The sequence below is a fragment of the Neolewinella litorea genome, from assembly GCF_004803465.1.
GTDB lineage: Bacteria > Bacteroidota > Bacteroidia > Chitinophagales > Saprospiraceae > Neolewinella > Neolewinella litorea.
In genome coordinates, this window is sequence record NZ_SRSF01000001.1 from 604,100 (window position 1) to 629,580 (window position 25,481).

26 protein-coding genes and 1 tRNA gene are annotated in these 25,481 nt (G+C 58.4%); 20 read left to right on the forward strand and 7 right to left on the reverse strand.

Going from position 1 to position 25,481, the window contains the following annotated elements; genetic code table 11:
• Position 1: 1 nt before the first annotated feature.
• Together E4021_RS02545 and E4021_RS02550 are read right to left on the reverse strand one after the other, a co-directional pair.
• On the reverse strand, positions 2 to 358 hold the full coding sequence (locus E4021_RS02545) for a single-stranded DNA-binding protein (protein ID WP_136456336.1): 357 nt from the start codon (positions 356 to 358) through the stop codon (positions 2 to 4).
• A 413-nt stretch (positions 359 to 771) separates the two neighbouring features.
• Positions 772 to 1,257: a hypothetical protein gene (locus E4021_RS02550; RefSeq protein WP_136456337.1), complete on the reverse strand. Its 486-nt coding sequence runs from the start codon at positions 1,255 to 1,257 to the stop codon at positions 772 to 774.
• A gap of 95 nt (positions 1,258 to 1,352) precedes the next feature.
• Here E4021_RS02550 and E4021_RS02555 point away from each other — a divergent pair, with 95 nt between their 5' ends.
• Complete coding sequence (locus E4021_RS02555) at positions 1,353 to 2,036, forward strand: pseudouridine synthase (protein ID WP_136456338.1); 684 nt, start codon at positions 1,353 to 1,355, stop codon at positions 2,034 to 2,036.
• A gap of 122 nt (positions 2,037 to 2,158) precedes the next feature.
• A complete protein-coding gene (gene trxB / locus E4021_RS02560) occupies positions 2,159 to 3,097 on the forward strand; it encodes a thioredoxin-disulfide reductase (protein ID WP_136456339.1) in 939 nt (312 codons plus the stop codon).
• On the opposite strand, the gene folD is transcribed toward trxB, so the two are convergent.
• Entirely contained in the window at positions 3,090 to 3,962 is an 873-nt protein-coding gene (gene folD / locus E4021_RS02565; protein ID WP_136456340.1) for a bifunctional methylenetetrahydrofolate dehydrogenase/methenyltetrahydrofolate cyclohydrolase FolD, read from the reverse strand. The genes trxB and folD overlap by 8 nt on opposite strands.
• 447 nt (positions 3,963 to 4,409) lie before the next feature.
• Between folD and E4021_RS02570 the strand changes: the two genes are divergently transcribed.
• The 3 genes from E4021_RS02570 (at position 4,410) to E4021_RS02580 (ending at position 5,627) form a co-directional block, all read left to right on the forward strand.
• Positions 4,410 to 4,667 (forward strand): KTSC domain-containing protein, encoded by a 258-nt coding sequence (locus tag E4021_RS02570; protein ID WP_136456341.1) that lies wholly within the window; start codon positions 4,410 to 4,412, stop codon positions 4,665 to 4,667.
• Between the two features lie 34 nt (positions 4,668 to 4,701).
• Positions 4,702 to 5,502, forward strand: a complete 801-nt coding sequence (pyrF, locus tag E4021_RS02575; RefSeq protein WP_136456342.1) for an orotidine-5'-phosphate decarboxylase — start codon at positions 4,702 to 4,704, stop codon at positions 5,500 to 5,502.
• A 49-nt stretch (positions 5,503 to 5,551) separates the two neighbouring features.
• Positions 5,552 to 5,627 (forward strand) — tRNA-His (locus E4021_RS02580).
• Between the two features lie 158 nt (positions 5,628 to 5,785).
• Here the strand turns inward: E4021_RS02580 and E4021_RS02585 are convergent.
• On the reverse strand, positions 5,786 to 6,886 hold the full coding sequence (locus tag E4021_RS02585) for a putative type IX sorting system protein PorV2 (protein WP_136456343.1): 1,101 nt from the start codon (positions 6,884 to 6,886) through the stop codon (positions 5,786 to 5,788).
• Positions 6,887 to 7,074: 188 nt separating this feature from the next.
• Between E4021_RS02585 and E4021_RS02590 the strand changes: the two genes are divergently transcribed.
• Positions 7,075 to 8,142 (forward strand): AI-2E family transporter, encoded by a 1,068-nt coding sequence (locus E4021_RS02590; RefSeq protein ID WP_136456344.1) that lies wholly within the window; start codon positions 7,075 to 7,077, stop codon positions 8,140 to 8,142.
• A 7-nt stretch (positions 8,143 to 8,149) separates the two neighbouring features.
• Here E4021_RS02590 and E4021_RS02595 read toward each other — a convergent pair whose 3' ends face one another.
• Both E4021_RS02595 and E4021_RS02600 read right to left on the reverse strand, forming a co-directional pair.
• On the reverse strand, positions 8,150 to 9,403 hold the full coding sequence (locus tag E4021_RS02595) for a proline dehydrogenase family protein (protein WP_136456345.1): 1,254 nt from the start codon (positions 9,401 to 9,403) through the stop codon (positions 8,150 to 8,152).
• A gap of 53 nt (positions 9,404 to 9,456) precedes the next feature.
• Positions 9,457 to 10,266: a hypothetical protein gene (locus E4021_RS02600; protein WP_136456346.1), complete on the reverse strand. Its 810-nt coding sequence runs from the start codon at positions 10,264 to 10,266 to the stop codon at positions 9,457 to 9,459.
• An 89-nt stretch (positions 10,267 to 10,355) separates the two neighbouring features.
• Here E4021_RS02600 and mazG point away from each other — a divergent pair, with 89 nt between their 5' ends.
• Both mazG and E4021_RS02610 read left to right on the forward strand, forming a co-directional pair.
• Positions 10,356 to 11,126 (forward strand): nucleoside triphosphate pyrophosphohydrolase, encoded by a 771-nt coding sequence (mazG, locus tag E4021_RS02605; RefSeq protein ID WP_136456347.1) that lies wholly within the window; start codon positions 10,356 to 10,358, stop codon positions 11,124 to 11,126.
• A 136-nt stretch (positions 11,127 to 11,262) separates the two neighbouring features.
• A complete protein-coding gene (locus E4021_RS02610) occupies positions 11,263 to 11,859 on the forward strand; it encodes a bifunctional nuclease family protein (protein WP_136456348.1) in 597 nt (198 codons plus the stop codon).
• Here the strand turns inward: E4021_RS02610 and fabD are convergent.
• Entirely contained in the window at positions 11,856 to 12,737 is an 882-nt protein-coding gene (fabD, locus tag E4021_RS02615) for an ACP S-malonyltransferase (protein ID WP_136456349.1), read from the reverse strand. The two genes, E4021_RS02610 and fabD, sit on opposite strands and share 4 nt — an antisense overlap.
• Before the next feature lie 120 nt (positions 12,738 to 12,857).
• Here fabD and E4021_RS02620 point away from each other — a divergent pair, with 120 nt between their 5' ends.
• The 12 genes from E4021_RS02620 to E4021_RS02675 all read left to right on the forward strand — a co-directional run bounded on the left by E4021_RS02620 (position 12,858) and on the right by E4021_RS02675 (position 25,434).
• Complete coding sequence (locus tag E4021_RS02620) at positions 12,858 to 13,262, forward strand: DUF423 domain-containing protein (protein ID WP_136456350.1); 405 nt, start codon at positions 12,858 to 12,860, stop codon at positions 13,260 to 13,262.
• Entirely contained in the window at positions 13,255 to 14,019 is a 765-nt protein-coding gene (locus E4021_RS02625; RefSeq protein ID WP_136456351.1) for a 5'-nucleotidase C-terminal domain-containing protein, read from the forward strand. Before E4021_RS02620 ends, E4021_RS02625 begins: the two co-directional genes overlap by 8 nt.
• A complete protein-coding gene (locus E4021_RS02630; protein WP_136456352.1) occupies positions 14,016 to 14,927 on the forward strand; it encodes a bifunctional metallophosphatase/5'-nucleotidase in 912 nt (303 codons plus the stop codon). Before E4021_RS02625 ends, E4021_RS02630 begins: the two co-directional genes overlap by 4 nt.
• Before the next feature lie 336 nt (positions 14,928 to 15,263).
• Entirely contained in the window at positions 15,264 to 16,670 is a 1,407-nt protein-coding gene (gene dnaA / locus E4021_RS02635) for a chromosomal replication initiator protein DnaA (protein ID WP_136456353.1), read from the forward strand.
• A gap of 28 nt (positions 16,671 to 16,698) precedes the next feature.
• On the forward strand, positions 16,699 to 17,100 hold the full coding sequence (locus E4021_RS02640; RefSeq protein ID WP_136456354.1) for a c-type cytochrome: 402 nt from the start codon (positions 16,699 to 16,701) through the stop codon (positions 17,098 to 17,100).
• 90 nt (positions 17,101 to 17,190) lie between these two features.
• Complete coding sequence (locus E4021_RS02645; protein ID WP_168797433.1) at positions 17,191 to 19,557, forward strand: T9SS type B sorting domain-containing protein; 2,367 nt, start codon at positions 17,191 to 17,193, stop codon at positions 19,555 to 19,557.
• A gap of 5 nt (positions 19,558 to 19,562) precedes the next feature.
• On the forward strand, positions 19,563 to 20,891 hold the full coding sequence (locus E4021_RS02650) for a hypothetical protein (protein ID WP_136456356.1): 1,329 nt from the start codon (positions 19,563 to 19,565) through the stop codon (positions 20,889 to 20,891).
• A gap of 107 nt (positions 20,892 to 20,998) precedes the next feature.
• Entirely contained in the window at positions 20,999 to 21,559 is a 561-nt protein-coding gene (locus tag E4021_RS02655; RefSeq protein ID WP_168797434.1) for a YceD family protein, read from the forward strand.
• A gap of 20 nt (positions 21,560 to 21,579) precedes the next feature.
• Positions 21,580 to 21,810 (forward strand): 50S ribosomal protein L32, encoded by a 231-nt coding sequence (gene rpmF / locus E4021_RS02660; RefSeq protein ID WP_136456358.1) that lies wholly within the window; start codon positions 21,580 to 21,582, stop codon positions 21,808 to 21,810.
• A gap of 103 nt (positions 21,811 to 21,913) precedes the next feature.
• Positions 21,914 to 22,300, forward strand: a complete 387-nt coding sequence (locus tag E4021_RS02665; protein ID WP_136456359.1) for a Rid family detoxifying hydrolase — start codon at positions 21,914 to 21,916, stop codon at positions 22,298 to 22,300.
• 10 nt (positions 22,301 to 22,310) lie between these two features.
• Positions 22,311 to 23,171 carry a homogentisate phytyltransferase gene (locus E4021_RS02670; protein WP_136456360.1) on the forward strand — a complete coding sequence of 287 codons (861 nt, stop codon included), beginning with the start codon at positions 22,311 to 22,313 and terminating at the stop codon, positions 23,169 to 23,171.
• A gap of 232 nt (positions 23,172 to 23,403) precedes the next feature.
• Complete coding sequence (locus E4021_RS02675; RefSeq protein ID WP_136456361.1) at positions 23,404 to 25,434, forward strand: S9 family peptidase; 2,031 nt, start codon at positions 23,404 to 23,406, stop codon at positions 25,432 to 25,434.
• Positions 25,435 to 25,481 lie beyond the last annotated feature (47 nt).

Sequence of the window (25,481 nt, forward strand, 5' to 3'; positions counted from 1 at the left end):
GTTAGTGGATAAGATATTGGGTCTGCTCCTCAATCGGCTCGGCAGATTTGAGCGGGGCAAAGTAGGAAATGTGCACCTCGGTTTGCCAGATTGTCTGGCTTTGGTGCTTTCGTTTGCGGTTAATAAGCTTGCCGTGCACGAGAAGGCGGTCCCCCCGACGTACAAGGGCGTGCATTTTCCGCGCGACATCGTTCCAGGCGATCAACTGGTGCACCTGTGGCTCCCGAGCGGTATCGGCGCGTCCCGGATTCTGGTATAGGCGTAGCCGAAGCAGAGGGGATCCGTCACTCAGAATTTTGAGCTCCGGGTCGTGGCCAATGCGTCCGACCAGCTGCAGATGATTGTGAAATGCGTACATGCAGTATCATTTGGTGATGCTGCGAAAGTCAGGACGACTCCAACGAAGAATCGTCAACTATCCGAATATAATCGAATATATACGTTTAAATACGTTTAAATCCAGCTAGTGGCCTGCTGGTTTGCCATGTTAGATAGAAATCAGGGGGTCGTGACCGACGTTATCATACCATTATAAATAGGAAATAAAGGCATGTCTACCAAACGGTTATGCTTCCTCATTCAAACCGATGAAGCATCATAATCATCACCCTTAGGGAACTGGCAAGACTTCGATCTTTCGCTTCGGTGCGGCGAAAGTGATTCGTCAACAAGGATTTGTTCCACGGGGGGTCCCATCCGAGATAAACTAGAATTGGCAGTCGATGCAGTTATGAGCCAAAAAACAGCTACCTCACGAACCAGGGAAATTGCTTATACCATTCGGCTGTGCCAACTGTCTTCCAGGGGCCGCTCGAAGATTTGGCGAAGTTCGCCCAGTTCCTTTACCAACGGATCGAAGACAATGGTTTCGTTGGTGAGTTGTCCTTGGGAATACAGCAACTTAAATTCTTCCCGGCCCACGGTGTGGATTTTTCCGGCATCATCGCGGTAACTGAAGCGCATACGGTTGAAGAAATCGACTCCGATTTCGGCTCCCAATTCCTTTACGAAATGGACGCTGCCGTCGATGGAGCATCCACTTGCTTCGGCCTCCGACTCATCGACTGCCAGTACCAGGAAGCGGTTGTGGAGGACATCAGCTGCTGCTGCCAACGACCGGTTGTGACTTACCCACTGCGCGACGAAGGCCTGAGCCCGGCTCCGTACCTGGTCGGTTTCCGCTTTGGTCAGGGCACGTTCGGCGCCATAAATCCAGATGCGGCTTTCTGACGCTAGAGTATCAAGGGGTGAGGACATACAGTTGTGGCTTTTACGGGCGCAAAGATAGTGCGTGGGCGGTCACCTTTGTCGCCCGGCGGCCGGTATTCGTTTAAGGGACTACTTTCGCGGATATGGCGGACTCCATTTCACTTAACAAGTTTGTCGCGGGAACGGGAATTTGTTCCCGCCGGGAAGCCGATCGCTGGATCGAGGCCGGGCGACTGTCGATCAACGGCACCGTAGCGGTAAAGGGTAACCGCGTCGAGCCCGGGGACCACGTGACGCTGGACGGTCGGCCGATCGGCGAACAGCCCCCACCCGTTTACCTGGCCTTCCACAAGCCCGCAGGGGTAACCAGCACCACGGATCCGAAGGACCCGGATAACCTCATCGACTTCCTCAACTACCCGCAGCGCATCTTCCCCGTGGGCCGACTCGACAAGGCCTCTACCGGATTACTGTTGCTGACCAACGATGGGGATATTGTTAATGAGGTGCTGCGGGTAGAGAACAACCACGAGAAGGAATACATCGTGACGGTTGACAAGCCTATCACCGATCGGTTCATCCAGCGAATGGCGGGCGGACTGCCCATACTCGGTACGCGCACCCGATCCTGCGAAGTGGAACGACTAGCCACGCGCACGTTCCGGATCGTCCTGACCCAGGGCCTCAACCGCCAGATCCGCCGGATGTGTGAATTTCTCGGTTATCGTGTGCTGACCCTCAAGCGGATCCGTATCATGAAAATTGAACTGGGGGACCTGCCCGTCGGTCACTACCGGGAGATGGACACTTTCCTGAATCATTTCTAGCAGGCTGTCACTAATTCATTCCAGAGCGAGCCTTGTACAATCGTGGGGGTGGCCATGCAACCCCCACGAATGCGGAGTGTTAGGTTAATCCCTTACTTTTGCACCCCAAAAAAACCACCACGATGGGTACTGAACCCCTGAAAACCGTCATTATTGGCTCCGGACCGGCCGGATATACCGCTGCCATTTACGCCGCCCGTGCCAACCTGAGCCCCGTCCTGTATACGGGTAAGGAGCCGGGGGGACAGCTGATGATCACCACCGACGTTGAGAACTTTCCCGGCTACCCGGACGGGGTGATGGGCCCCCAGATGATGGAGGACCTTAAGAAGCAGGCGGAGCGTTTCGGGACCACCGTCAAATACGAACTCATCGATCGCGTGGACCTGCTCGGAGACGTCAAGAAAATCTATACCGAAAGCGGGGAGGAAATCGCCGCGCACTCGGTCATCATTTCCACCGGCGCAAGTGCACGCTGGCTAGGTCTCGAAAGCGAGCAGCGCCTCGCTAATCAGGGGGTGAGCGCTTGCGCCGTGTGCGACGGCTTTTTCTACCGTGGCCGGGAGGTAGCCATCGTCGGAGCCGGTGACTCCGCTTGCGAGGAAGCCCTCTACTTGAGTAATCTCTGTCCGACCGTCCATATGCTGGTCCGACGCGACGAGATGCGGGCCTCCAAGATTATGCAGGACCGCGTTCTGAAGCAGAAGAACATCAAGGTTTACTGGAATACTGAAACCGAAGAAATCCTCGGCGAAACCGAGGTTACGGGAGTGCGCGTGCGTAACAACGTCACCGGCGAAGTATTGGAGATCCCCATCGCGGGCTTCTTCGTAGCCATCGGGCATATCCCGAACACCAAGATGTTCAAGGGAATCCTGGACATGGAAGAAACCGGGTACCTGCGGCACCGCCCCAATTCAACCCACACCAACGTGGAAGGGGTATTCGTAAGCGGCGACGCGGCCGACCACGTCTACCGGCAGGCCATTACCGCCGCCGGCACGGGTTGTATGGCCGCACTGGACGCAGAACGTTACCTCGGCGAGAAAGGCATCATTTAGCCTGACTTGCTTTCAGCGTATTCATCATCAGGCTGACGATGGTCATCGGCCCTACCCCACCCGGCACCGGGGTGATGGCACTGGCTTTGGCCTTAACGGATTCGAAATCGACGTCGCCAGCCAGGCGATACCCCCGCTTGCGACTGCTGTCGTCGACCCGGTTGATGCCAACGTCAATAATTACGGCACCTTCCTTCACCATATCGGCCGTTACCATTTCGGGTATTCCGATGGCGGCGATGAGGATATCCGCCCGCCGGCAGTGAGCGGCCAGGTCGCGGGTGCGGCTGTGACAGAGGGTAACCGTAGCGTTTCCGGGTTGGCGTTTGCGGCTGAGCAAGATCGTCATGGGGGTACCGACGATATTGGAGCGCCCCAAAACCACTACCTCCTTACCGCTGGTTTCAATACCGTAGCGTTCCAGCAGGACCATGATCCCATTGGGGGTTGCCGGCAGGTAGGCCTCCAGTCCCAGGGTCATCCGGCCGATATTGACGGGGGTGAAGCCGTCTACATCCTTTTGTGGGCTGATGGCCAGATTGATCGCGTCTTCGTCGAGGTGCGCGGGTAGGGGTAGCTGGACAATAAATCCGTCCACGTCAGGATCATCATTCAAGGTCTCCACGACTTCCAGCAATTCCTCCTGACTAATGGTGGCGGGCCGGCGGATGAGTGAGCTACGGAAACCCACCTCCTCACAACTGCGCACCTTGTTGCGGACGTATACCTGACTGGCCGGATCGTCTCCCACCAATACGGCGGCCAAATGCGGAATCTTTCCTGCTGCCTGCCGGATGGCATCCACTTCCGTTTTCAATTCCTCCTTGATGGTCTGGGAGAGCGACTTGCCGTCTAATAATTGCATTACTGGATCATTTGCGGCCAAAGATAGCCGACGCTACCGGCATCAGTCATCCGCGGAAGTACTACACCGAGAATTCGCCCCACAGTTGCCCGGCGCATGGCACTTCGGTATAGAAGCCCCGCTCCGCCGCCCCAAAAGACTATGGGGGGGATAAGTCAAAAGTAGTTCCACCAAAGCAGTCTTCTACAAAACGTGTATTGAGAATCTGGATCTCTTATAGCAGATGTTGAGTATATTGTTGACAATAACCACTGTAATAGCAGACATTAAAACTGACTAATTAGCTACACTCACCACAATTCCGTAAAATAAAATTCTACATTAGTTGTATTAACACCTTTTTGTACTTTTAATTGACTTAATTTAGAATTTTATTTTGTAATTTGTGTTTTCACTGAACGTTCTCCAGTCTCTCTGTGTTACACTTTCACGCCTAACTTTCAGATCATGCAACAACACACATTTGGGAACACCAGTGAAATGGTGTCCCACGCAGGATACGACCGGGAAAAACAAGTGCTTTACCTGACTTATCACAGTGGACCGACCACCATTGCGTACAGCAATGTTTCCCCCGCACTTTACGAGGAACTGCTCAAGTCCGCGTACCCGGACGTGTGCATCAGGTTCAAGATACAGGCCCATCACCCCTTCCGCCGGGTGGAACCGGCCTTTCGCCCCCTCCACTACTCCTTCGTCAAGTAGATTCGCTAGCTTCGTGGCCGGTTAATCCACGAAGATGACAAGACACGAACTGGTCAATACCATACGGGAAAAGCAAAGCCTGCTGTGCGTCGGGTTGGACCCCGACCTTAACCGAATACCAGCCCGGTACGACGGTAATGTCCTGCAATTTAACCGGGACGTGATCGACGCCACGCGGCGGTACTGCGTTGCCTATAAGCCCAATACGGCCTTTTACGAGGCAATGGGTCTGGAAGGCCTTTCCATATTGCAGCAGACCATAACCTACATTGGCCAGGACCACTTCATTATCGCCGATGCCAAGCGGGGCGATATCGGGAATACCAGCCGGTACTACGCCCGATTTGCGTTTGAGACACTGGGTGCCGACGCCATCACCGTTGCTCCGTACATGGGTACCGATTCCGTAGAGCCGTTCCTGGAGTACGACGGAAAGTGGTCCGTCCTGCTTGCCCTGACTAGCAATGCGGGCAGCGACGATTTTCAGCATACCCCCCAGGAAGGTGGCGAGCCGCTTTACGAAAAAGTGATGCGGCGCGCCCAGCTATGGGGCTCGGCTGACCAGCTGATGTTCGTATGCGGGGCAACCCAAGCCGAACGCTTCGCCGACCTGCGCCGAATCGCTCCCGACCATTTCTTTCTGGTGCCCGGAATCGGGGCACAGGGCGGCGACCTCGAGGCCGTGTGCCGCTACGGACTGAATGAGGAGGGCGGATTATTGATCAACAGCAGTCGAGGAATACTTTACGCAGACGATCCCGGGCAAGCCGCCCACGATCTCCAGCGGCAAATGGCCGTCTACCTTAATAAATTTGCCCCGGGACTTTCCCAATAAAGATCAACGCTTTACCTTTGCGTCGCTTTGATAAAAAGCAGACCCATCTGGTGGTTGTAGCTCAGTTGGTTAGAGCGCTGGATTGTGATTCCAGAGGTCGCCGGTTCGAACCCGGTCTTCCACCCCTCCCAAGCCGCACCCTCATCCCTTACGGATGATCGTGCGGCTTTTTCGTTTGGCTTATACCCGAATTTGGAACGGATCCCAGGGACGGGAAGTGAGCAAGTCTCCAGGTTTTACAGATGATTCACCTGGGGCCACGGGCCGTTGTCCCGCATTTTGTCTACTCTATCGTACGCGGCTTGATGCCCAGCCTCAGACTTACGATGTGGCTGTACGTAGAGCGTCCGGAATCGTCGCCAAGGTTGGTATAGGCGTAGTCCACGAACAGCTGACCCACCTTCAGGCCGAGACCCAAAGCGGGACGGGAATTGATGGCCTCGGTGTCGCCAAAATCCCGGATTCGCTGCAACTGGCTGACCCCCGCGCGCAAGAATACGAAGTCTCCGTAATCGGCCTCCAAGCCGAAGGCGGGGTCGAGACTCACCGGGTCGGCACTGACCAATGTATTGCGCTTCCCGTCGGTGGTGGCGATCAGGTCGAGTTCAGCGGCCAGACCGATCTGCGGGGTAAGTTGAAAATTGCGGGCCACACCGAGGATGACCGTAGGGTTGGTAGTTTCCACGCTGTTGATGGGCACCAGGTTATCGGTTAACTCCAGTTGTTCCCGCTCCGCCTCGGTGAAGGAGAAGGACCAAGCATTGAAGGTCGTGGTGACGTCCCGTGCCAGCAAGGCAAAGGTCCAGTCCTGGCGCTGTAGCTGCGCACCGATGTCCAGTCCGAAACCCCAGCTGCTGGCGAAGGTGCCAATGTTGCGGTGAATGACCTTGACGTTACCTCCGATGCGTACTACATCCTTGTCCCGGATGAAGGCCCGGGAATAGGTACCCAGAAAAGCGTAATCGGCGGCAGAAAATTCCGTGACGTTGTCGAAGTTGATTGTCCCGTCGGCCTCGTACAGCGACAGGGTATTCGGGATCTGATCGATACCAAAACGAATGAGGCTCAACCCCAGGCGTTGGTTCTTGCTCGACAGCGGCAGGGTCACGCCGAGGTAATCGAAGTTGCCCACGCCACCGAACCACTCGGCGTGCATGGCACCCACCTCCAATCCGGCTTCGGGGGCCAGTCCGGACAACCCGGCCGGATTCCAGGCCGCGGCGTAGACGTCCTGCTGCGTAGCGATCACGGCGGTGCCCATTCCGTGGGCGCGGGCACTTACTCCGATCGACAGGAATTCGTTACTGTATTTTTGGGCGGCCAGCGAGAGGGTGCTTACCAAAAACAGGGAAAGGGCGGTGTAGCGGAGTAAACAGTGGGACATAGGCGGAGAAAGGTAAACACGGAAGTAACGAAAAAACCCGTGGCTCCGTCTTTACCAGGGGCAATTTCGTGTTATTGACTGGCAATCTCTATCCCATGGGTCGCCAACCGAACACTACAGCCGCGAAAAGGTACTATGCCAGGGAGCAGGGCAGTGTAGTTTTGCTCCTTGGCATGTAATCTCAGCGAATGGAAAGGGACCGTAGTATAATCAGCCAGGTCAACAGCAACCTGTTCTTTATCGTAGTTGCACTAACCACCCTTGCCTTTTTCAAGCTCATCGCGCCATTCTTGTTGACTTGCTTTTGGGCAGCGGTGTTGGCGATCATCTTCTTCAATGTCTATCGCCGGTACCGCATCCAGTTACGGGGCCGCGACTCATTGGCCGCAGCAATCACGACGCTGATTGTAGTACTCTTTGTAATTGTCCCAGTCGCTTTACTCGGGGTTGCTTTGGTCAATCAGATCATCAATTTCTACGGAAACATTGAAGCGGGCACCATCAATCCTAACATGATATTTGATTACATCGACAGTAATCATCCACAAATGGTCATTTGGCTAAGCGACTTTGGTATCAGTCTGACCGAACTCCGGGAAAGCCTGAACACAGCCGTCACCGAAGCGGGGCAGTATGCCGCCAACTGGGCCATTGGATTCGGGGGGAGCCTGCTAAACACCTTCATCCAATTCACCCTGGTCATTTACCTGCTCTACTTCTTCCTGGTCGACGGCTGGAAGATCGAACGCGCCCTGGTCAATACCATCCCGATGGGCGACATCCGGGAGCGGGTACTCTTTCGCCGCTTCGCCCAGGTGGCCCGGGCTACCTTAAAGGGCACCCTGATCGTTGCCTTCGTCCAGGGCGCTATCGGTGGGGTACTGTTCGCGGTGCTTGGCATTCCGGCCGCCCTGCTCTGGGCCGTGGCCATGATGCTGCTGGCCCTCCTACCCATAGGCGGCAGTGCGATTGTGTGGGTCCCGGCGGCCATAATCATGTTCATCCAGGGTAATGTGGCCAGCGGGATCATCATCGTGGTGGTGGGTACCCTAATCATCGGACTGGTAGACAACCTACTGCGGCCGCTGTTGGTGGGCCGCGATACGCAAATGCCCGATTACGTGGTGCTTATTTCTACCCTCGGCGGCATCGCCATGTTCGGACTCAGCGGGTTCGTAATCGGCCCTACGGTAGCCGCACTCTTCATTACCGTATGGGAAATGATGGGGCGTGACTACGGCGGTCGCACTCGCTAACATTGCCTTACAATCCCCGGCGTTGCACCTCCTCGTCGAGCATGCGAAGTTCGCGGCCGGCTTCTCCCGTCACCGAGGTGTTCTCCTGCGCCCGACGCACCAGGTACGGCAGCACTTCCTTTACCGGGCCGTACACCATGTACTTGCTCACGTTGTAGCCGCCCTCGGCCAAATTGAAGGTCAGGTTATCGCTCATCCCCAGTAGCTGGCTGAACCGGATATTGGGGTGATTGCGCGGCACACCCAGGCGCTTCATCTCGGTAATGTGCTTCACCGTACTTGCTTCGTTGTGGCTGGCAAGGCAGTGCGCGATCTCGTCGCGGTGCTCCAGGCAGTAGGCCGCCGCAGCATTGAAATCGCGGTGGGTGGCCTCAATGTTGGGCTGGATGGGTGACGGCACCCCGGTTTTCGCGGAGCGTTTGCGTTCCTTGGTCATATAAGCTCCGCGAACCAATTTCAGCGCCAGTTTGAAGTTTTTTTGGCGCGCGCGCAGGTGCAGGGCTTTCATGTACTGCAGGCGATCGTGGCGGTAGAACTGGCAGGTCGTAAAGACGATTGGCTTTTCCTGGTTGTAGCGCGCCATCATTTCCTCCGCAAACTGATCGATAGCCGACTGGATCCAACTTTCCTCGGCATCCAGGTAGATCTCGCACCCGCGTTCCCGCCCTAAACGGCATACGCGGTCCAGACGCTCGAAGCCCCGCTTCAGATCAGGGTCATCGAGCCGCTCAAAATCTATGGGCCGGTCGTTATATTTTTCCAGGACGGCGAAGGGAAACAGACTGGTGAGTTTGACCACCGATCCGATGACGGCTTCCGTTGTACCGGCAAAGGCGGTACCGCGCAGGGCTTCCGCCAGGGATTCATCCATCCCCTCCTGGGTGGCCTTTCCTTCGGCGCCAAAATCGAGGATACTATACACGCCACGCTCCGCCAATTGGGCTACCGTAGTAAGGGTGTCTTCCAGGTTGGTGCCGCCTACAAATTGCTTGTATACGGTATTGCGGACCATCCATTCCGCCCCCGGCAGCGACCAGCCAACCGCCTTTACGCCCAAAGAACCCATGAGGCGCGTGAGGTACCGGTTGCCCATCAGACGGAACAACCGTCGGGTGCCGAGCAGTCGATCGTCGGATAGGTGACTGAACGTCAATTGGGTGTTCGAGAAGTCCGGCAACGGCGGGGCGGTGAGATGATTAAAGTCCTGTACCGCCTTATCAGCAACGGGAAATTCCCTGACCGGACCTCCGGTGTTCTTCATTTCGATCAATTTACCTGCAAGGATGCAGTATATTTAGTCAAACGGCCAAGTGGTCACTCAGGTTTTCCGCTCCCACCCGCGTCGGCGGGCACGAACTGCAAGCCGAATGCCGGGCTGACCCCCAACTGCTGATGTACACCCGCCGCGAAGGTGGCCCGCCAGTGACCGCTCAACCGCCACCCCACCCCGAAGGTGAATTCCGGGTTTGCCATGATCAGCCCGAGGTACAGTTGTACCATTTCGGCCGGTCGATACTGCAGTCCGATGCGGGTGCCCCACCCTTCCCCCTGCCTAGGCACATCTGCCTCAACGGCCAGGTGGGCCGCCCCACTCAGTCGGCACGACGCCCCCGCCCGTGCCCGCAGCGTACTGCCGGCGGCAGAATAGATCCCGGATCCGGTTAACCCAAACGTAAGCCAGGAAGAGGCTACATATTGGAAACCGATCCCGGCCACTGGGTTGGTCATGCGCACATAGGACCGCGTGAACCGATCGAACAACCCAAAGAGCGCGCCGGCGCGCAAGCGGCGGGAGAGGGTCCGTCCGTAAGCGACCTGGGCCAGGGTCTCCCGGTAGCCGTCGAGGGATAATGAAGCCAGCTGAAATCCGACGTTGTGGTACACCAGTCCCGCGGAAGCCACGCCAAGGTCACGCAGTCCGTATGGCTGTGCGTAATCGGCTCGCACTTGCCAGCCCGGGGTGCCCGCCAATCCGGCCGGATTGATACCAAGTGCCAACAGGCCGTTAGCGGCCACGCCGGTACCCCCAGCGGCCACGCTGCGGGCGTCGCGGGGCGAGAACAGGTAGGTTTGGGCGGAGAGCAAGGCCGGAAGCAATAGCAACGGCAAAGCAAACAATCGCAAAAGCGCAGTTTTTCTCAAACATACAAAGTGAGACGCAAAAATGCCAGCGGCGATCAAGCCCGCCCCCACCGTTCATTTACCTTTGCAGCATGACACGCCAACTAACCGCCTTTGAGCGCCTGCTCACCATCATGGACGAACTCCGCGAGCAGTGCCCCTGGGACCGCAAGCAAACCTTTCTGAGCCTGCGCAAACTCACGATCGAGGAAACCTACGAGCTGGCGGATGAGCTCCTGTCCGAAAACCTGGAAGGCATCAAGGAAGAGGTGGGCGACCTGCTGTTGCATATGGTCTTCTACGCACGGATCGCTTCCGAGCAGGGAGCCTGGGACATTGCCGACGCCCTGAACTCGGTTTGCGACAAACTAGTGGAGCGCCACCCGCATATCTACGGCGACGTGGTCGCGGAAGACGAGGATGCCGTCAAACGCAACTGGGAACAGATCAAATTGGCCCGCGGGGGCGGTAAGAAGACCGTGCTGTCCGGCGTACCCCTGGCCCTGCCGGCCATGGTAAAGGCCATGCGGATGCAGGAAAAGACGGCCCAGTTCGGGTTCGATTGGGACAACGTGGACCAGGTGTGGGATAAGGTGCGCGAAGAGATGGAGGAGTTCAGGGCGGCCGATAACCCGCAGGACGCCGAGGAGGAGTTCGGGGACTTACTTTTCAGCCTCATTAACTACGCCCGCTGGAAAGGGATCGATCCCGAAACGGCCCTGGAACGGACCAACCAGAAATTTCGCCGGCGCTTCGAGCACGTGGAATCCAGCGCGGGTAGCGAAGGACTTGCCGCAATGCCCCTCGCGGAAATGGAAAAACGGTGGCAGGAAGCCAAATCACTGCCGCCAAACGGAAAGTAATATCGGTAGCGGCCAGCCGTGCGAACCTATGGCGGGAATTATTATCTTCGCCCCCCCTTAGGCGAGCCGGTCCGTGGATAAACCTTGGCACGTCCTCGTTCGTTAGGAAATATCTGAACGATTCACCGCAGTTAGAATGGATAAGATCGAGCTAAGAGTCATGGCCATCAGCCGCAGCGTCACCCAGTCGCTGAATTACGCCGTCGTGCTGGGTGAACTGAACGGTCCGCGGCGCCTGCCTGTAATCATCGGTAGTACTGAGGCCCAGGCCATCGCCATTGCCATCGAAGGCATGAGCGGCCCCCGCCCCATGACCCATGACTTATTCAAGAATACCCTGGAGACCTTGCGTACCGACCTGCGCGAGATTATCATTAGCGACATCAAGGAAGGCATTTTCTTTGCCCGCCTGGTGCTGGACCGCGACGGAGAGATTATCGAGGTGGACAGCCGCACCAGCGACGCGCTCGCCCTGGCCACTCGCTTCGATTGCCCGATTTACACCTACGAGCTGATCCTGCAGAATGCCGGCATCGTGCTCGAAGGCGAAGGCGAAGAGGAGGATCTGCAGATGCAGGACGTATCCGATGGCCCCGGAGGCAACCGTGGCGACAACCTCTCCAGCTACACCGTAGGGGAACTGACCACCATGCTCGAGGACGTCCTGAGTGAGGAAAACTACGAGCGTGCCGCCCAGATCCGCGACGAAATCAAGCAGCGCAAGGCCAGCTAGCTCAGTTGTCCCACCTGGAGGCTGCGATCTACTTTCTTGATCAGGCCCGCCAGCACCTTGCCTTTGCCCCCTACTTCCACGAAGTTCTGTATTCCCGCCGCTTGCATGGCCTGGATGGTCTGTGTCCAGCGGACCGGAGCGGTAAGCTGATCGATCAATTTGCGTTTTATCTCTTCCGGGGCCACGCTGGGTCGCGCATCCACGTTCTGGTACACCTCGCAACCGGGGGGACGGATGTGGGTCTGTTCGATTGCCTCGCGCAAAGCCTCCCGGGCCGGTTCCATCAGCGGGCTGTGGAATGCACCACCCACGACCAGAGGAACCACCCTGCGGGCACCCAGGTCGGTAAGGATTTTTGACGCCCGTTCAACGCCCTCTTCAGTGCCTGAGATGACCAACTGCCCGGGGCTGTTGTAATTGGCCGGCACCACCACCTCTTTCAATTCGGCGCAGACGTCCTCGATTACGTCGTCGGAGAGTCCCAGGACGGCGGCCATCGTACCGGGCCGGCTGTCGGCCGCCTCCTGCATAGCCTGCGCGCGCTTGCTCACCAGGCGCAAGGCGTCGGGAAAGGCCATAGCCCCCGCCGCCACCAGGGCGGAAAATTCTCCGAGACTGTGTCCGGCAACGGCGTCGGGCTGCGGCTCGTCCTCAGCGGTCAGGTAAGCAATAGTAGAGTGTACGAAGATGGCGGGCTGCGTGATTCGGGTCTGGCGCAATTCCTCTTCCGATCCTCCAAACATGACGCTTGACAGTGAATAGCCCAGTACATCATCGGCTTGTTTGTACAGTGACTTGGCCAGCTCGCTCAGGTCGAACGAGTCCTTGCCCATGCCGGTGAACTGGGCCCCTTGTCCGGGAAATACGTAAGCGGTCATGCGATCAGATTTTTCGGGTTGCTTTATTGTGGGCGACAATCTACAGTACAGACTGCCATAATCAGGTCAGATTGGTCAATTTGTAAGTTCAGGCTACCGGGCGGACGGTAGCTTTGCCGCATGAATCAATCACTGTTGATCCGCCTCACCGCCATCCTGGGCCTGCTATCCGTGGCACTCGGTGCCTTCGGGGCGCACGGCCTACGACAACTGGTAGCGGTCGATCAGCTGGCGGTATTCGAAACGGGTGTCCGCTATCAGTTCTACCACACCTTTGCCCTGGCGTTGGCCGCAGTGCTACTGGACCGCTCCGGGGTCCGACCGGAGCGCATCCGGTTGGCCGTATGGCTGTGGCTGGCTGGGTTGGTTCTGTTTTCCGGTTCACTGTACCTCTTGAGCCTCCGGGAAGTTCACGGGTGGCCGGTTGCTTTTCTGGGTCCGATCACCCCCGTGGGTGGCCTGCTCCTGATGGGTGGCTGGTTGGCTCTGTTGCTGTCGCCCCAAAATTCACACCCCCATGCCTGACCGCATACTTGCTCTCCTGCTGGCTATCATCAGTGTACTCACGCTGGCCTGCGGTCGTCCACTAACGGATCCCGTGACCAGTCCGCGACTGTACGAAATCACCCCGGATGTCGAACGCGACAGCAGTGCCGAAATCCAACGAATGGCCGCTACCATTGCCCCCTACTCCGCCCGCCTGGAGACGGTTATGAACCGGATCCTGGCCGAAGTAGCCGTACCCCTCACGAAGGCCCAACCGGAAAGCAGCCTGGGCAACTGGACGGCCGACCTAACGCTGGCCGCGGCCCGGGATCTGTTCCCCGAGGTTGACATCGCCTTCGCGGTGCAGAACTACGGCGGTTTACGGGTGAACGAGATCGGTACGGGTCCGCTTCTGGTGTCTGAGATGTACGAGCTGATGCCCTTCGACAACGAGCTCGTAGTGGTGGAAGTCACAGGAGCCGAGTTGGAGGAGTTCGTTGCGCATACTTTGTCCGACGGCGGCTGGCCGGTATCGGAGGGCCTGTCCGCCGTTCGGAACGGTGGAATGGTGACCGTCCGGGTGAATGGTCAGCCGGTCGATCCCGGCGCGATTTACCACATCGCTATGCCCGATTACGTAGCTAATGGCGGTAGTGACTCCGCGATGTTGGTCGGAAAGCGGCAGATGGCCAGCGGCCGATTGGTCCGTGACCTCCTTATTGAATACGCCGGGCGGCATCAGACGCCCATCCACGTCGTTCCCGACGGCAGCCGCATCAAAATCGAACAGCCATGAACCGACGATTCTTCATCCGCCGTGCGGCTGTAGGCGGTGGCCTGCTGGTGCTTCCTCAATTGGCCACGGCCGCCGCATCGGTACGCTCGACCCGCCAACTGACCATCCTGCACACCAACGACTGGCACAGTCAGATCGACCCCTTTCCCGACAACGGGGGTCGCAATGCCAACCAGGGGGGCGTGCTGCGCAGGGCTTCCCTGATCCGGCAAATTCGCCGGGAACAACCCAACGTTCTATTATTCGACAGCGGCGATATCTTCCAAGGGACACCGTACTTCAACTTTTTCCTGGGCGAGCTGGAGATGAAACTGATGTCGCAGATGGGCTACGATGCCGGCACGATCGGCAACCACGACTTCGACGGCGGCATCGAAAATCTGGCCACCCAACTGGGTCACGCCACCTTCCCGCTGCTAAGTGCCAACTACGATTTCACCAACACGGTCCTGGCCGATCGCATTGAGCCGTACCGGGTATTCGAGCGGGGCGGGGTCCGGGTGGGCGTGTTCGGGTTGGGCATTGAATTGAAAGGTTTGGTGCCCGAGGAATTGTACGGGAACACAAACTACCAGAACCCCCTGGACCGCGGCAACGAAACCGCCCGGCACCTGCGGACCCGCCTGAAATGCGACCTCGTGGTGTGCCTCAGCCACCTGGGCTACCGTTACCGCAACGAAAAGGTCGACGACGTCAAGCTCGCCAGGGCCAGCCGGCACATCGACCTGATCCTGGGTGGGCATACCCATACCTTCATGGACCAGCCCGCCGAGGTGCCCAACGCGGAGGGCCTACCGGTGGTCATTAACCAGGTTGGCTTTGCCGGTCTGCGGCTGGGCCGGCTGGACGTCACGTTCGGCAGTAAGGGTGAACGGGCTTGCGTGTCTTGCACCAATTTGCGGGTATGAACGGGGCGATACACCCAGTCTGCTTATGACAAAATTGCCGCTTTCGGACAGAATCTGCGCCAAAGAAGATTTTGTGAGAAAAGTCCGGCAATCTTTTGTGGAACTGCCCGGTGAAGCCTCATATTTGCTTTCCACCCGGATGGTACCGGGGCACACGCTACCACCTGAAATTGACCCGAATCGGGTCGCCCCAGAACGTGCAGGACACTTTGTGACCTAGTCATCGTAGCACCCATTTTTACCATCGCTTACTGATATTCAACACGCTTACCTAACCACCCGCGGTGCACTTACCCACCGCCGGGCAGAACGTATACTGTGCAACTGGCAACACAAATGGATCACACCGTCGTCTGGGATAACTGCCTGCAAACCATCCGTCATAGCGTTGACCCGCAGAGTTACCAGACCTGGTTCGTACCGATTCGTCCCGTAGCACTCAACAGCAACGAGCTGACCATACAGGTCCCCCACCGCCTTTTCTACGAGTTCCTCGAGGAGCATTACATCGACGTGCTCAAGCTGAGCCTTAACCAGGCCCTGGGTACCGCCGGACGGCTGCAGTACCGGATCAAGCCCTCGCGGCAGGAGCCCGGTGCCTTCCCCCACGCCCCGAAGTCGCCGGCCGGCAAGCCGGCCCCTACCCCTTCCAACCCCTTCGTGATCCCCGGCATGACGCGCCCGCGGATCGAGAGCAATCTGGACGGCAAGTACACCTTCGATAACTTCATCGAGGGCGACTGCAACAGCCTGGCCCGCAACGCCGCCAAAGCCGTAGCCGACAACCCAGCCAATACCGCCTTCAACCCGCTGGTCATCCACGGCCCTGTAGGGCTCGGCAAGACCCACCTCCTCAAGGCGGTCGGCAACCGGATCGCCGAGAAGTTTCCCAATAAGTCGGTGCTCTATGTCACCACCGACACCTTCACCAACCAACTGGTGTCGAGCATCGGCAACAATTCCACGAACGACCTGGTCAACTGGTACCAGAACGTAGACGTCCTGCTGGTGGACGACATTCAGCAGCTGATCAACCGCAAGAAGACCCAGGACGTCTTTTTTAACCTCTTCAACGTACTGCGGCAGAACAACAAGGCGATCGTGATGACCTGCGACCGCCCCATCATCGAGCTCGACATCGAGGAGCGACTGCGCAGTCGCTTCCAGTGGGGACTTACCGCCGACCTGAGCGCGCCAGCCCTGGAAACGCGCATGGCGATCCTGGCGGCCAAGGCAAGCGCCAACGAGGTGAACATCCCGCCGCAGGTCATGGAATTCATCTGCTACCACATCCAGAATAACATCCGCCAGCTGGAGGGCGTACTCAACAACCTGGTGCTGCACAGCGGCGTGAACCAGGGCAAGGAGATCGACCTCGAACTGGCCCGTCAGGTGCTGAAAAACTTCGTTACGGAGATCAACCGGGAAGTAACGCCGGAAGTCATCCAGCGTACCGTAGCCGAGTACTACAACCTGGACGTGGAAAAGCTCGCCAGTTCCACGCGCCGCCGTCACGTCGTGCTCGCCCGGCAGATCAGCATGTTCTTGGTTAAGCAGTTTACCGACCAGAGCCTCAAGGCCATCGGGCGCATGTTCGGCGGGCGCGACCACGCCACCGTGATCTATTCCATCCGCACCGTCCGCGACCTGATGGAAACCAACGACGACATCAAGAAGGCCCTGGAAGAGCTCGAGCGCAAGATTCGGGCCGGCCACGGAGAGCACCCCTCAACCAAGTGGTAAGGGGCCCGTTAGAAGGTAAACACATCGAATGCTACGGCCCCTGCTGGCTTTGCTTACCCTGTTCGTGCTTACCCTCGGCCTGACCACCGCCTGTGGCCAGACCGAACACCTCCAGGGCCGCAATCTTTACCTCGAACACTGCGCGAACTGCCACCTCGACGAGGGGCAGGGGCTGCGGCGACTCATCCCGCCGTTGGCCGGATCGGATTACCTGCGGGACCAACCAGCGGCGGCGGTGCGCGGGATTCGTTACGGTATGGAAGGCCCCATGACGGTCAACGGAGTCACCTACGACCAGCCGATGCCCGGCAACATTGAGCTCTCGGAATTCCAGATCGTCAACATCATGAACTATATCAACCAGGCCTGGGGCAATGACTTCGGGACCGTCACGGTGGAAGAAGCCCGCGGCTGGCTGGCCGCGGAATAGCGCATGGCGGACGAAGCACCGGACGGAAGCGCCGGCTACGTTGGTAAAATTTGTACTTTGCCAACCCCTTCTATCACCTGCCGCCGCGCTATGATCCCACGTTTACTGACGACCCTGCTGGCCTTCATCCTGACGGTCTGTTCCGTCAATGCCCAGACCAACCCCTGTGGATCGGTCAAAATCTCCAACTCGGATTCGCTCAGCATCTGCCTGGGTGACGAGGTTGCCCTGCGGCAGACGAACACCCTCACCGGGGCCATCTTCCGGTGGTCGCCCGTCGATGGACTGATCGACCTGCCGACCGACCCGACGCCCCGCATCCGCCCGCAGTTCAGCGGCTACTATAAGGTGACGGCTACGGGGACGGACGGATGTACCTCGAGCGACAGCATCTACATCGACGTGGACGTACTGGTGGTTCCGGAGATCATCCGCGACACCACCGTCTGTCAGGGTTCTGATCTTTCCCTCGTCCAAAATCCGGTGGACGACGCCGGCAACACGATCTACACCGTACTGGCCGGCAACGTTACCCTGACCACGCCCTCACCCGAAAACGATTTCACGGTTACGGTACAGAAAGAAACCACTTACACCATCGTGGCGCGTTCCGAGAACGGAGCGTGCGAAGAACGACAGCGCGTGCGGGTGCGCGTGATCGACGGTTACCTGGATATCCCCCAGGATACGGTCTTCGCTTGTCTCGGGGTTGACTCCATCGTCCTGACCGCCATCGACACCCCCTTCGCCGCTAACCGGGAGATCGTCTGGTCGCCCGTCCGCTTCAACCTGAGCCCACCGCGGGGGCGCACTTACACCGTTCGCCCCGTGGCGGACATCACCTACTACGCCGAAACTACCATCAACGGATGCCGCCGCATCGATTCGGTGGCCGTGCGCCTCGACAGCCTGCCCACCGACCTAAGCCTGCGCCTCGAACCGGAGAAGGATCCGTACTGTCAGGGGGATACCTTTTACGTGCTCTCGCCGGTTTACGATGCGGGCGATTTCCCGCTCATCGAGCATAACTGGATCAGTTCGCCGGGACTGCAGAGTCCGCGGGAACTGTACAACGCCGTCTTTGTCGGGCAGGACACGGCCCTGCTGCAGCGGGTGACCCGCAACGGCGCCTGCACCGACACCAGCAGCATTCAGGTCAACGTAGTGGAGCCGCCCATCGTAACCTTCGACCCGCCCAATCCGATCATTTGTCCGGACGACCCCTTGCAGATCACCGCCACTTTCCAGACTGGCGCGGGCAGCCTTAAATGGATCGATCCCACGGGGACACTCAGTTGCACCGACTGTCTGGATCCCGTGGCCACGGTGAGCAACTCCACTACCTACACGGTCGAGCTCGTCACGGATGGCAACGACTGTACCACGGATCTTTCGTACACCATACAGGTCGTTCCAAACCTGGAACCTACCCTTACCACCGCTACCCTGCTTTGTCCGGGCGATACCCGGCAACTGATCGTGGACAACGTGGTGCCAAGCTACACCTACCGCATCACGGGCGGCGGGATCGATTCCAGCGACCCGTCGGTACAGGTCACGCCCACCGAGACCACAACCTATACCATCGAGACCACGGGCGACTGCGGTACCACCACCCAAACGATCCAACTTGTGCTGGCGGATGACTATACCGTTACAGCGAGTGGCGCCTCAACCGTCTGCGCGGGCGAACCGCTCACCCTGCGGGCCGATGTATCGCTTTCCGGCATCAACGGCACCTTCACCTGGTCCCTGCCGAACGGCATCAGCCGCACCGGTCAGGAGATCACGGTCACCAATCCCGTAACGGGTACCTATACGGTGGTCTTCCGCGATGAGCTGGGCTGCACCTCGGCCACCGGCCAGACTACCGTCGAGGTACTTGGCGAAGATATAGACCCAATCATCATCGCTACCCTGCCTGACGGAACCACCATTGGCAGTGGAGACTCCTTCTTCGCCGGTAACGAACTTCAACTGGCCGTAACGAACCTGCCCGGCGGTCAGCAATTCACCTACTCCTGGGTGGGTAGTTACAGCGCCGGCACCCTTACCGGTCAGACCATCACCGTCGGGGTGCCCCGGAGTGACGATGCTCCGCAGCCCCTGGTGTACACGGTTACGGTGACCAGCGAAGACGGTCAGTGCACTTTTGACGCCACGATCTTCCTGGAAGTACAGCAGTCGCGGGTAGAAATTCCCGACTTCTTCAGTCCCAACGCCGACGGCCGCAACGACAGGTTCCGAATGTTCTTCAACGGGAACGTTACGGATTATACGATGCTGGTCTACGATCGTTGGGGCCAAAAGGTGTTCACCAGCGATGACCCCCTGGAGGGTTGGGACGGCACCAAGAACGGAACGCCGCAGCCCGCGGACGTGTACCTCTACCTCGCGCGCTTCCGGCAGGACGGCGTCGAGCTGCAGGAGGAAGGACAGGTAAGCCTGGTACGGTAGGCGGGATGGAGCAACAAGTCACCGACAACACGGTCACCCGGAAGCCGAAGTGGCTGCGCAAGCTGGAGCGTGAAAGCTGGCAGCCGGAACTGATTATATCCGGTGCCGCCATTTTCGGCAGCCTGCAGTTGCCCGATCTCATCACCCAGATGGAGCATTACTTTTTGCTCAACTACGATCGCGATACTCTTTTTATCTGCTACATCGCCAGTATGTACTGGCGCATTCTGACCAACGGTCTTATCGTGACCTTCATCTTCCACTTTATCGTGCGCGCGCTGTGGATTGGCCTGGCCGGCCTGAACTCGGTATTTCCGGGAGGATTCCGGACCAACCAGCGTTTCAGCGCGCATTTTCAGAAAAATATGCGGGAAGAGTACGGCGACGTGGACGGACTAATCGCACGCCTGGACCGACTGGGCAGCGGCATCTTTGGGGTGGCTTTCGCCGTTTCGGGGGTATTCCTCAACTTCGGTCTGATCGGGCTACTCCTGATCGTGCTGCATTCTTGGCTGGTAGGCCAGGGAGTACCCGCTGACCGGGTACTGCTGATCATCGGTCTCTGTCTTGCCCCGCTGCTGTTACTTTCCTTGATCTCCATGGTCGGTCATGCCGAACGCTTCCGGGATACCGCAATCGTGCGCCGCTTTCAGTGGCCAGTAACCAAAGTCATTTCCCGAGCTACCTACCCGCTGGGCCGGCACTTCATAGTGACCTCCACGAACCTGGTCACCTCGTTCTACGCCGACCGAAAGACGTTTACCTGGTACTACCTGGTTGGATTTGTGGGCCTGATGGTCATTGCCTTGAGCAGCGTCCTCCTGAACGATAACACCCGCCTGTTCATCGACCGGGTGTACCACCGCAATGGTGCCGATTCCCTGTTATTGTCGACGAGCTATTCAGCGGACGAATCCTATGAAGGCATTTATTACAGGCCAGTGCTGGACCACACGCAAGGTCTTTCGGAAGCGGGAATGATGGTGTGGATTCCGCTACCCGAAAGGGAGATGGCCTACTTGTTGGGCGATTGCTCAATTCCGGAGGTCGACGATGAGCTGCCCAGGGAGGAACGCCAGCAGCTGAGGTGGCAGCGGATTGTGGATTGCGGCAAGGAATACATCAAAATTGCCCTCAATGGCCGGCCGCAGCTCGATTTCAAGCTGGAACGACAGTATCGAGAGAACGCAGCAGGGAGTCAGTACGGCATGCGGGCCTTTCTGCCAGATCCACCCCTGGCGGCGGGCAAAAACCTGCTGGAGGTTACTACCGCTTACCCGCACGAGAAAACCGGGGCACCTCGAACGGCGTATCTACCCTTTTACCATTATTAACGGGACAAACGTTTTGTTTTATCCGGCCCAACTACTTACCTTTGCGCCCACTTTGAAACGTCCCTAGGGTACCAATGGGTACCCATCCGGTTCAAAACGATTACCTTATGTCTACTCCATCAGCTTTTGTCTTACCCCTCAAGGGGCTCGGGAAGGGGTTTTACGAGTACGACCTTAAGGTGGACGATTCCTTCTTTGCTGCCTTCCCCGAATCTCCGATCCGGCGGGCGGACGTTGACCTTCAGCTGATGGTCGACAAGCAAAGCCGGGAATTGGTGATTGCCTTCAATTTCGCCGGCACCATTGCCACGGCCTGCGACCGCTGCCTGGCAGATATCGATCTCCCGATCGAGGATCGTCGGCAGCTGATCGTCAAGTTCTCTCAGGAGGCCGACGAGCAGCAGGACGAAGGCGACATCGTTTACTTACACCCGGACACCAACGACTTTAACCTGGCCCCCTTCGTCTACGAAATGGTGGTGCTGGCCGTTCCGATGATTCGTACCTACGACTGTCGAGCCGGAGAGCCCCCCTACCCCTGCGACGAAGACCTGCTGGAACGGATCGATGCCTCCTACGACACCGCGTCGGATGCCCCGCCCCCAGCCGGCGGTGAAGGTGAGAAGTCCAGTCCCTGGGACGTACTCAAGGACTTGAATAAAAATTAAGCTTAAAACAGTTTTACGCCATGGCACATCCCAAGTCCCGGATTTCGAAGCAGCGCAAGCGCAAGCGTCGGACCCACTATAAGGCTTCAGCTCCTACCCTCACCACCTGCCAGACCACCGGCGAGCTGCACCAGCCCCACCGTGCCTACAAGGACAGCGAGGGCAATCTCTACTACAACGGCAACCTGATCGTGAAGGCGCCGGAAGTGATCGTAGAGGACACAACCGAAGATACCGAGGAAGACAACTAGGCGAACCGTTCGCCAAATCAGCTCCCTCAGTAGCCCGCCGGCCCCGCCGGCGGGCTACTCGTGTTTTAATAAGTCCGGCTATCTTGCGGGCAAAACCAATTAGATGCCCAAGCAGATCATCACCACCGGAAACGCCCCCGCCCCGGTTGGTGCGTACAACCAGGCCACCCTGTTCAACGGAACGCTTTTCGTAAGTGGCCAGATCGCCCTCGACCCCGCTACCGGTGAGCTCATCACTTCCGACATCGAGACCGAAACCCGGCAGGTAATGGAAAACCTGAAGGCCATCGTCGAAGCTGCCGGCAGCAGCATGGACCAGATCCTCAAGTGTGAGGTCTTTGTCAGTGATATGGAAAACTTCGGCCGCATCAACACCGTCTACGCCCGCTACTTCGACGAGGAGACCGCGCCCGCCCGCGCCCTGGTGCAGGTGGCCAACCTGCCCAAATACGTCAACGTGGAGATCAGCTGTATCGCGGTGGTCGAATAAGGCTCCGCCCATGCTCACCTTTCTCCGCTTCGCCCGCGCGCACACCATCGTCGGTACCACCGCCTCGCTGTTGGCGCTGTACCTGATGGCCAGCCGCCACCTGCACACGTCCGACTGGGGCATGTTCGCCATCAGCCTGCTGAGTTGTCTGGCCGCCAACGTTTACATCACCGGCCTCAACCAGCTCACCGACGTAGAGATCGACCGGATCAACAAACCCTATTTGCCCTTGGCCAGCGGCGCGTATTCGCTCACCACGGGATACCTGATCGTGGGCCTGGCCGGCATCCTGTCGTTGGTGACCTGCTTCATCTACCCCCCCTTTCTGCCGGCCACCGTGATCGCCAGCTTAGTTATCGGAACGGCCTACAGCGTGCCGCCCGTGCGCCTTAAACGCTTTCACTTCTGGGCCGCCTTTTGCATCATTGTGGTCCGCGGCCTCATCGTTAATCTGCTGCTTTACCTGCATTTCCGCTGGTGGCTGGGCGAAAATCCGGTCATCCCCGATACCGTCTGGTTGCTCACCGCGGCCGTTTTCACCTTCGGCATTGTCATCGCCTGGTTCAAGGATTTGCCGGACACCGAAGGCGACGCGGCCCACGGCATCCGGACGCTTTCACTGGTCAAGAACCGCGACTGGGTCTTCCGCGTAGGGGCCTGGATCTTCCGGCTCACCCTGCTGGGAGTGGCCTTTTTTGCTTACCGGATCGATAATTTCGGACTCCTTATCGGACAGCTCCTACTACTGGCCGGCTTCGAATGGCTAAGCCGTCGGCTTGACCTCACGGAGCAGTCCTCCATCGCCCGCTTCTACCAGGGCGTATGGGTGCTTTTTTTCGTGGAGTACGGCATCTTTGCCTTGTTCGGGTAAGGTTTCAATGAGAACATCCGTCGGCGTAAGACCATAATCGGGGCGCGGCCGCGGGTGCCGTGTAAACCCCTTCCGCCGGGCAAATGGGTACCCATCGGGGGCGAGGGTAAGGCATTTTGTGCGCTCCCCGTTCCTGAACCATTCCCGCCTTGCGATCCTTCCCTATTACCTTGCACCCGCGCTCCGCCGCCGTAGATTACGGATCGCGGTGCCACCTTTATAACTCAGCCCTATGTTTCCTCCAAAACCGAAGAAAGTCCCCCACGAACTAACCCTTCACGGCGACACCCGCCGCGACGACTACTACTGGATGAACCAGCGGGAAGACCCGGAAGTTATCGCCCACCTGCAGGCAGAAAACGCCTACTTCGAGGCCCGCACGGCCCACCTGAAGGAGGCACAGGAAGCGCTCTTCCAGGAGATCAAGAGTCGGATCAAGGAAGACGACAGCAGTGTACCCTACGCCCTGCGTGGCTACGTCTACCAAACGCGCTTCGAAACCGGCGACCAGTACCCGCGCTATTTCCGGCGCCCCCTGAATGCGGAGCAGGAGGAACTGATGTTTGACGTGAATGAGATGGCCACCCCCTTCGACTATTACCACGTAGGCGGCATGGCGGTGAGCGACGACAATCGCTACGTGAGCTACGGTGAGGACACCATCAGTCGGCGCATCTACACCATTCACATCAAGGACCTGCTGACCGGTCAGAACCTCCCCGACCAAATCCCGAACACCACCGGCGGAAGCGTCTGGAGCGCAGACGGAAAGTACCTATTCTACTCGGTCAAGGATGAAGCCCTGCGGCCATACAAGATCATGCGCCATGAGATCGGCACCGCCCCGCAGGACGACGTGGTGGTTTTCGAGGAGAAGGACGAAACCTTCCGCGCCTACGTCTTCCGGAGCAAGTCGCGCAAGTACATCGTCATCGGGTCGGCGCAGACCGTGAGTACGGAGTACCGCCTGCTGCCCGCCGACGACCCCACGGGCACGCCCCGACTGTTTCAGGCCCGCGAAAGGAACCTGGAGTACGCCATCGAGCACATAGACGACCGCTTTTACGTGCTGACGAACTACCACGCCCGCAACTTCCAGCTGATGGTCACCCCGGAGGACCGTACCGGAAAGGAAAACTGGGAGACGGTCATCCCCAATCGCGACGACGTCCTGCTGGAAGGTCTGGATATCTTCCGCAACTTCCTGGTACTGAGCGAGCGGCAGAATGGACTTACCCGGATCAGGGTACGCCCCTTCGACGGAGCCGAACACTACATCTACTTCCAGGATGCGGCCTACATGGCCTACACGACCTCCAACCCGGAAATCGAGACCGACGTGCTCCGCTACGGCTACCAAAGTATGACGACGCCGCCGAGTACCTACGATTACGATATGCGTACCCGGGAGCAAGTGCTGCTCAAACAGCAACCCGTCCTCGGAGATTTCGACCCCGCCAACTACGAAAGCGAACGGGTGTTTTCGGAGTCTCGCGACGGTACCCGGGTACCCCTCAGTATTGTGTACCGCAAGGGTACGCCGAAGGACGGTACATCCCCGCTGCTGCTCTACGCTTACGGCAGTTACGGGCACAGCCTTGATCCCAGCTTCAGCATCACCCGCCTCAGCCTGCTTAACCGCGGCATGATCTTCGTGATCGCCCACATCCGCGGCGGCGAAGAGATGGGTCGGCACTGGTACGAGGACGGCAAGTTGCTGAAGAAGAAAAACACCTTCCACGACTTTATCGACGCCGCCGAGTGGCTGGTGAAGCACCGCTACACCGCTACCGACCGCCTGTACGCCATGGGCGGCAGCGCGGGCGGCCTGCTCATGGGTGCCGTGGCGAACCTGCGCCCGGACCTTTTCGCCGGTCTTGTATCGCAGGTACCCTTCGTGGATGTGGTGACCACTATGCTCGACGACTCCATTCCCCTGACCACCGGCGAGTACGACGAGTGGGGCAACCCCAATGACCCGGAATACTACCACTACATCAAGAGCTACAGTCCGCTGGACCAGGTCACGGCCCGGGATTATCCGCCGATGCTGGTCACGACGGGTCTGCACGATTCCCAGGTCCAGTACTGGGAGCCGGCCAAGTGGGTCGCCAAACTGCGGGAATTGAAGACCGACGATAACGACATCCTCTTCCACATCAATATGGAGGCCGGTCACGGGGGCGCTTCCGGCCGCTTCGAGCAGATCCGGGAGGTCGCGCGCGACTACGCCTGGGTGCTGGACCGGGCCGGACTGCTCTGACGAAAAAACCCCGCAGCCGGACGAAATTTTCCGGTGCGGGGGCATTA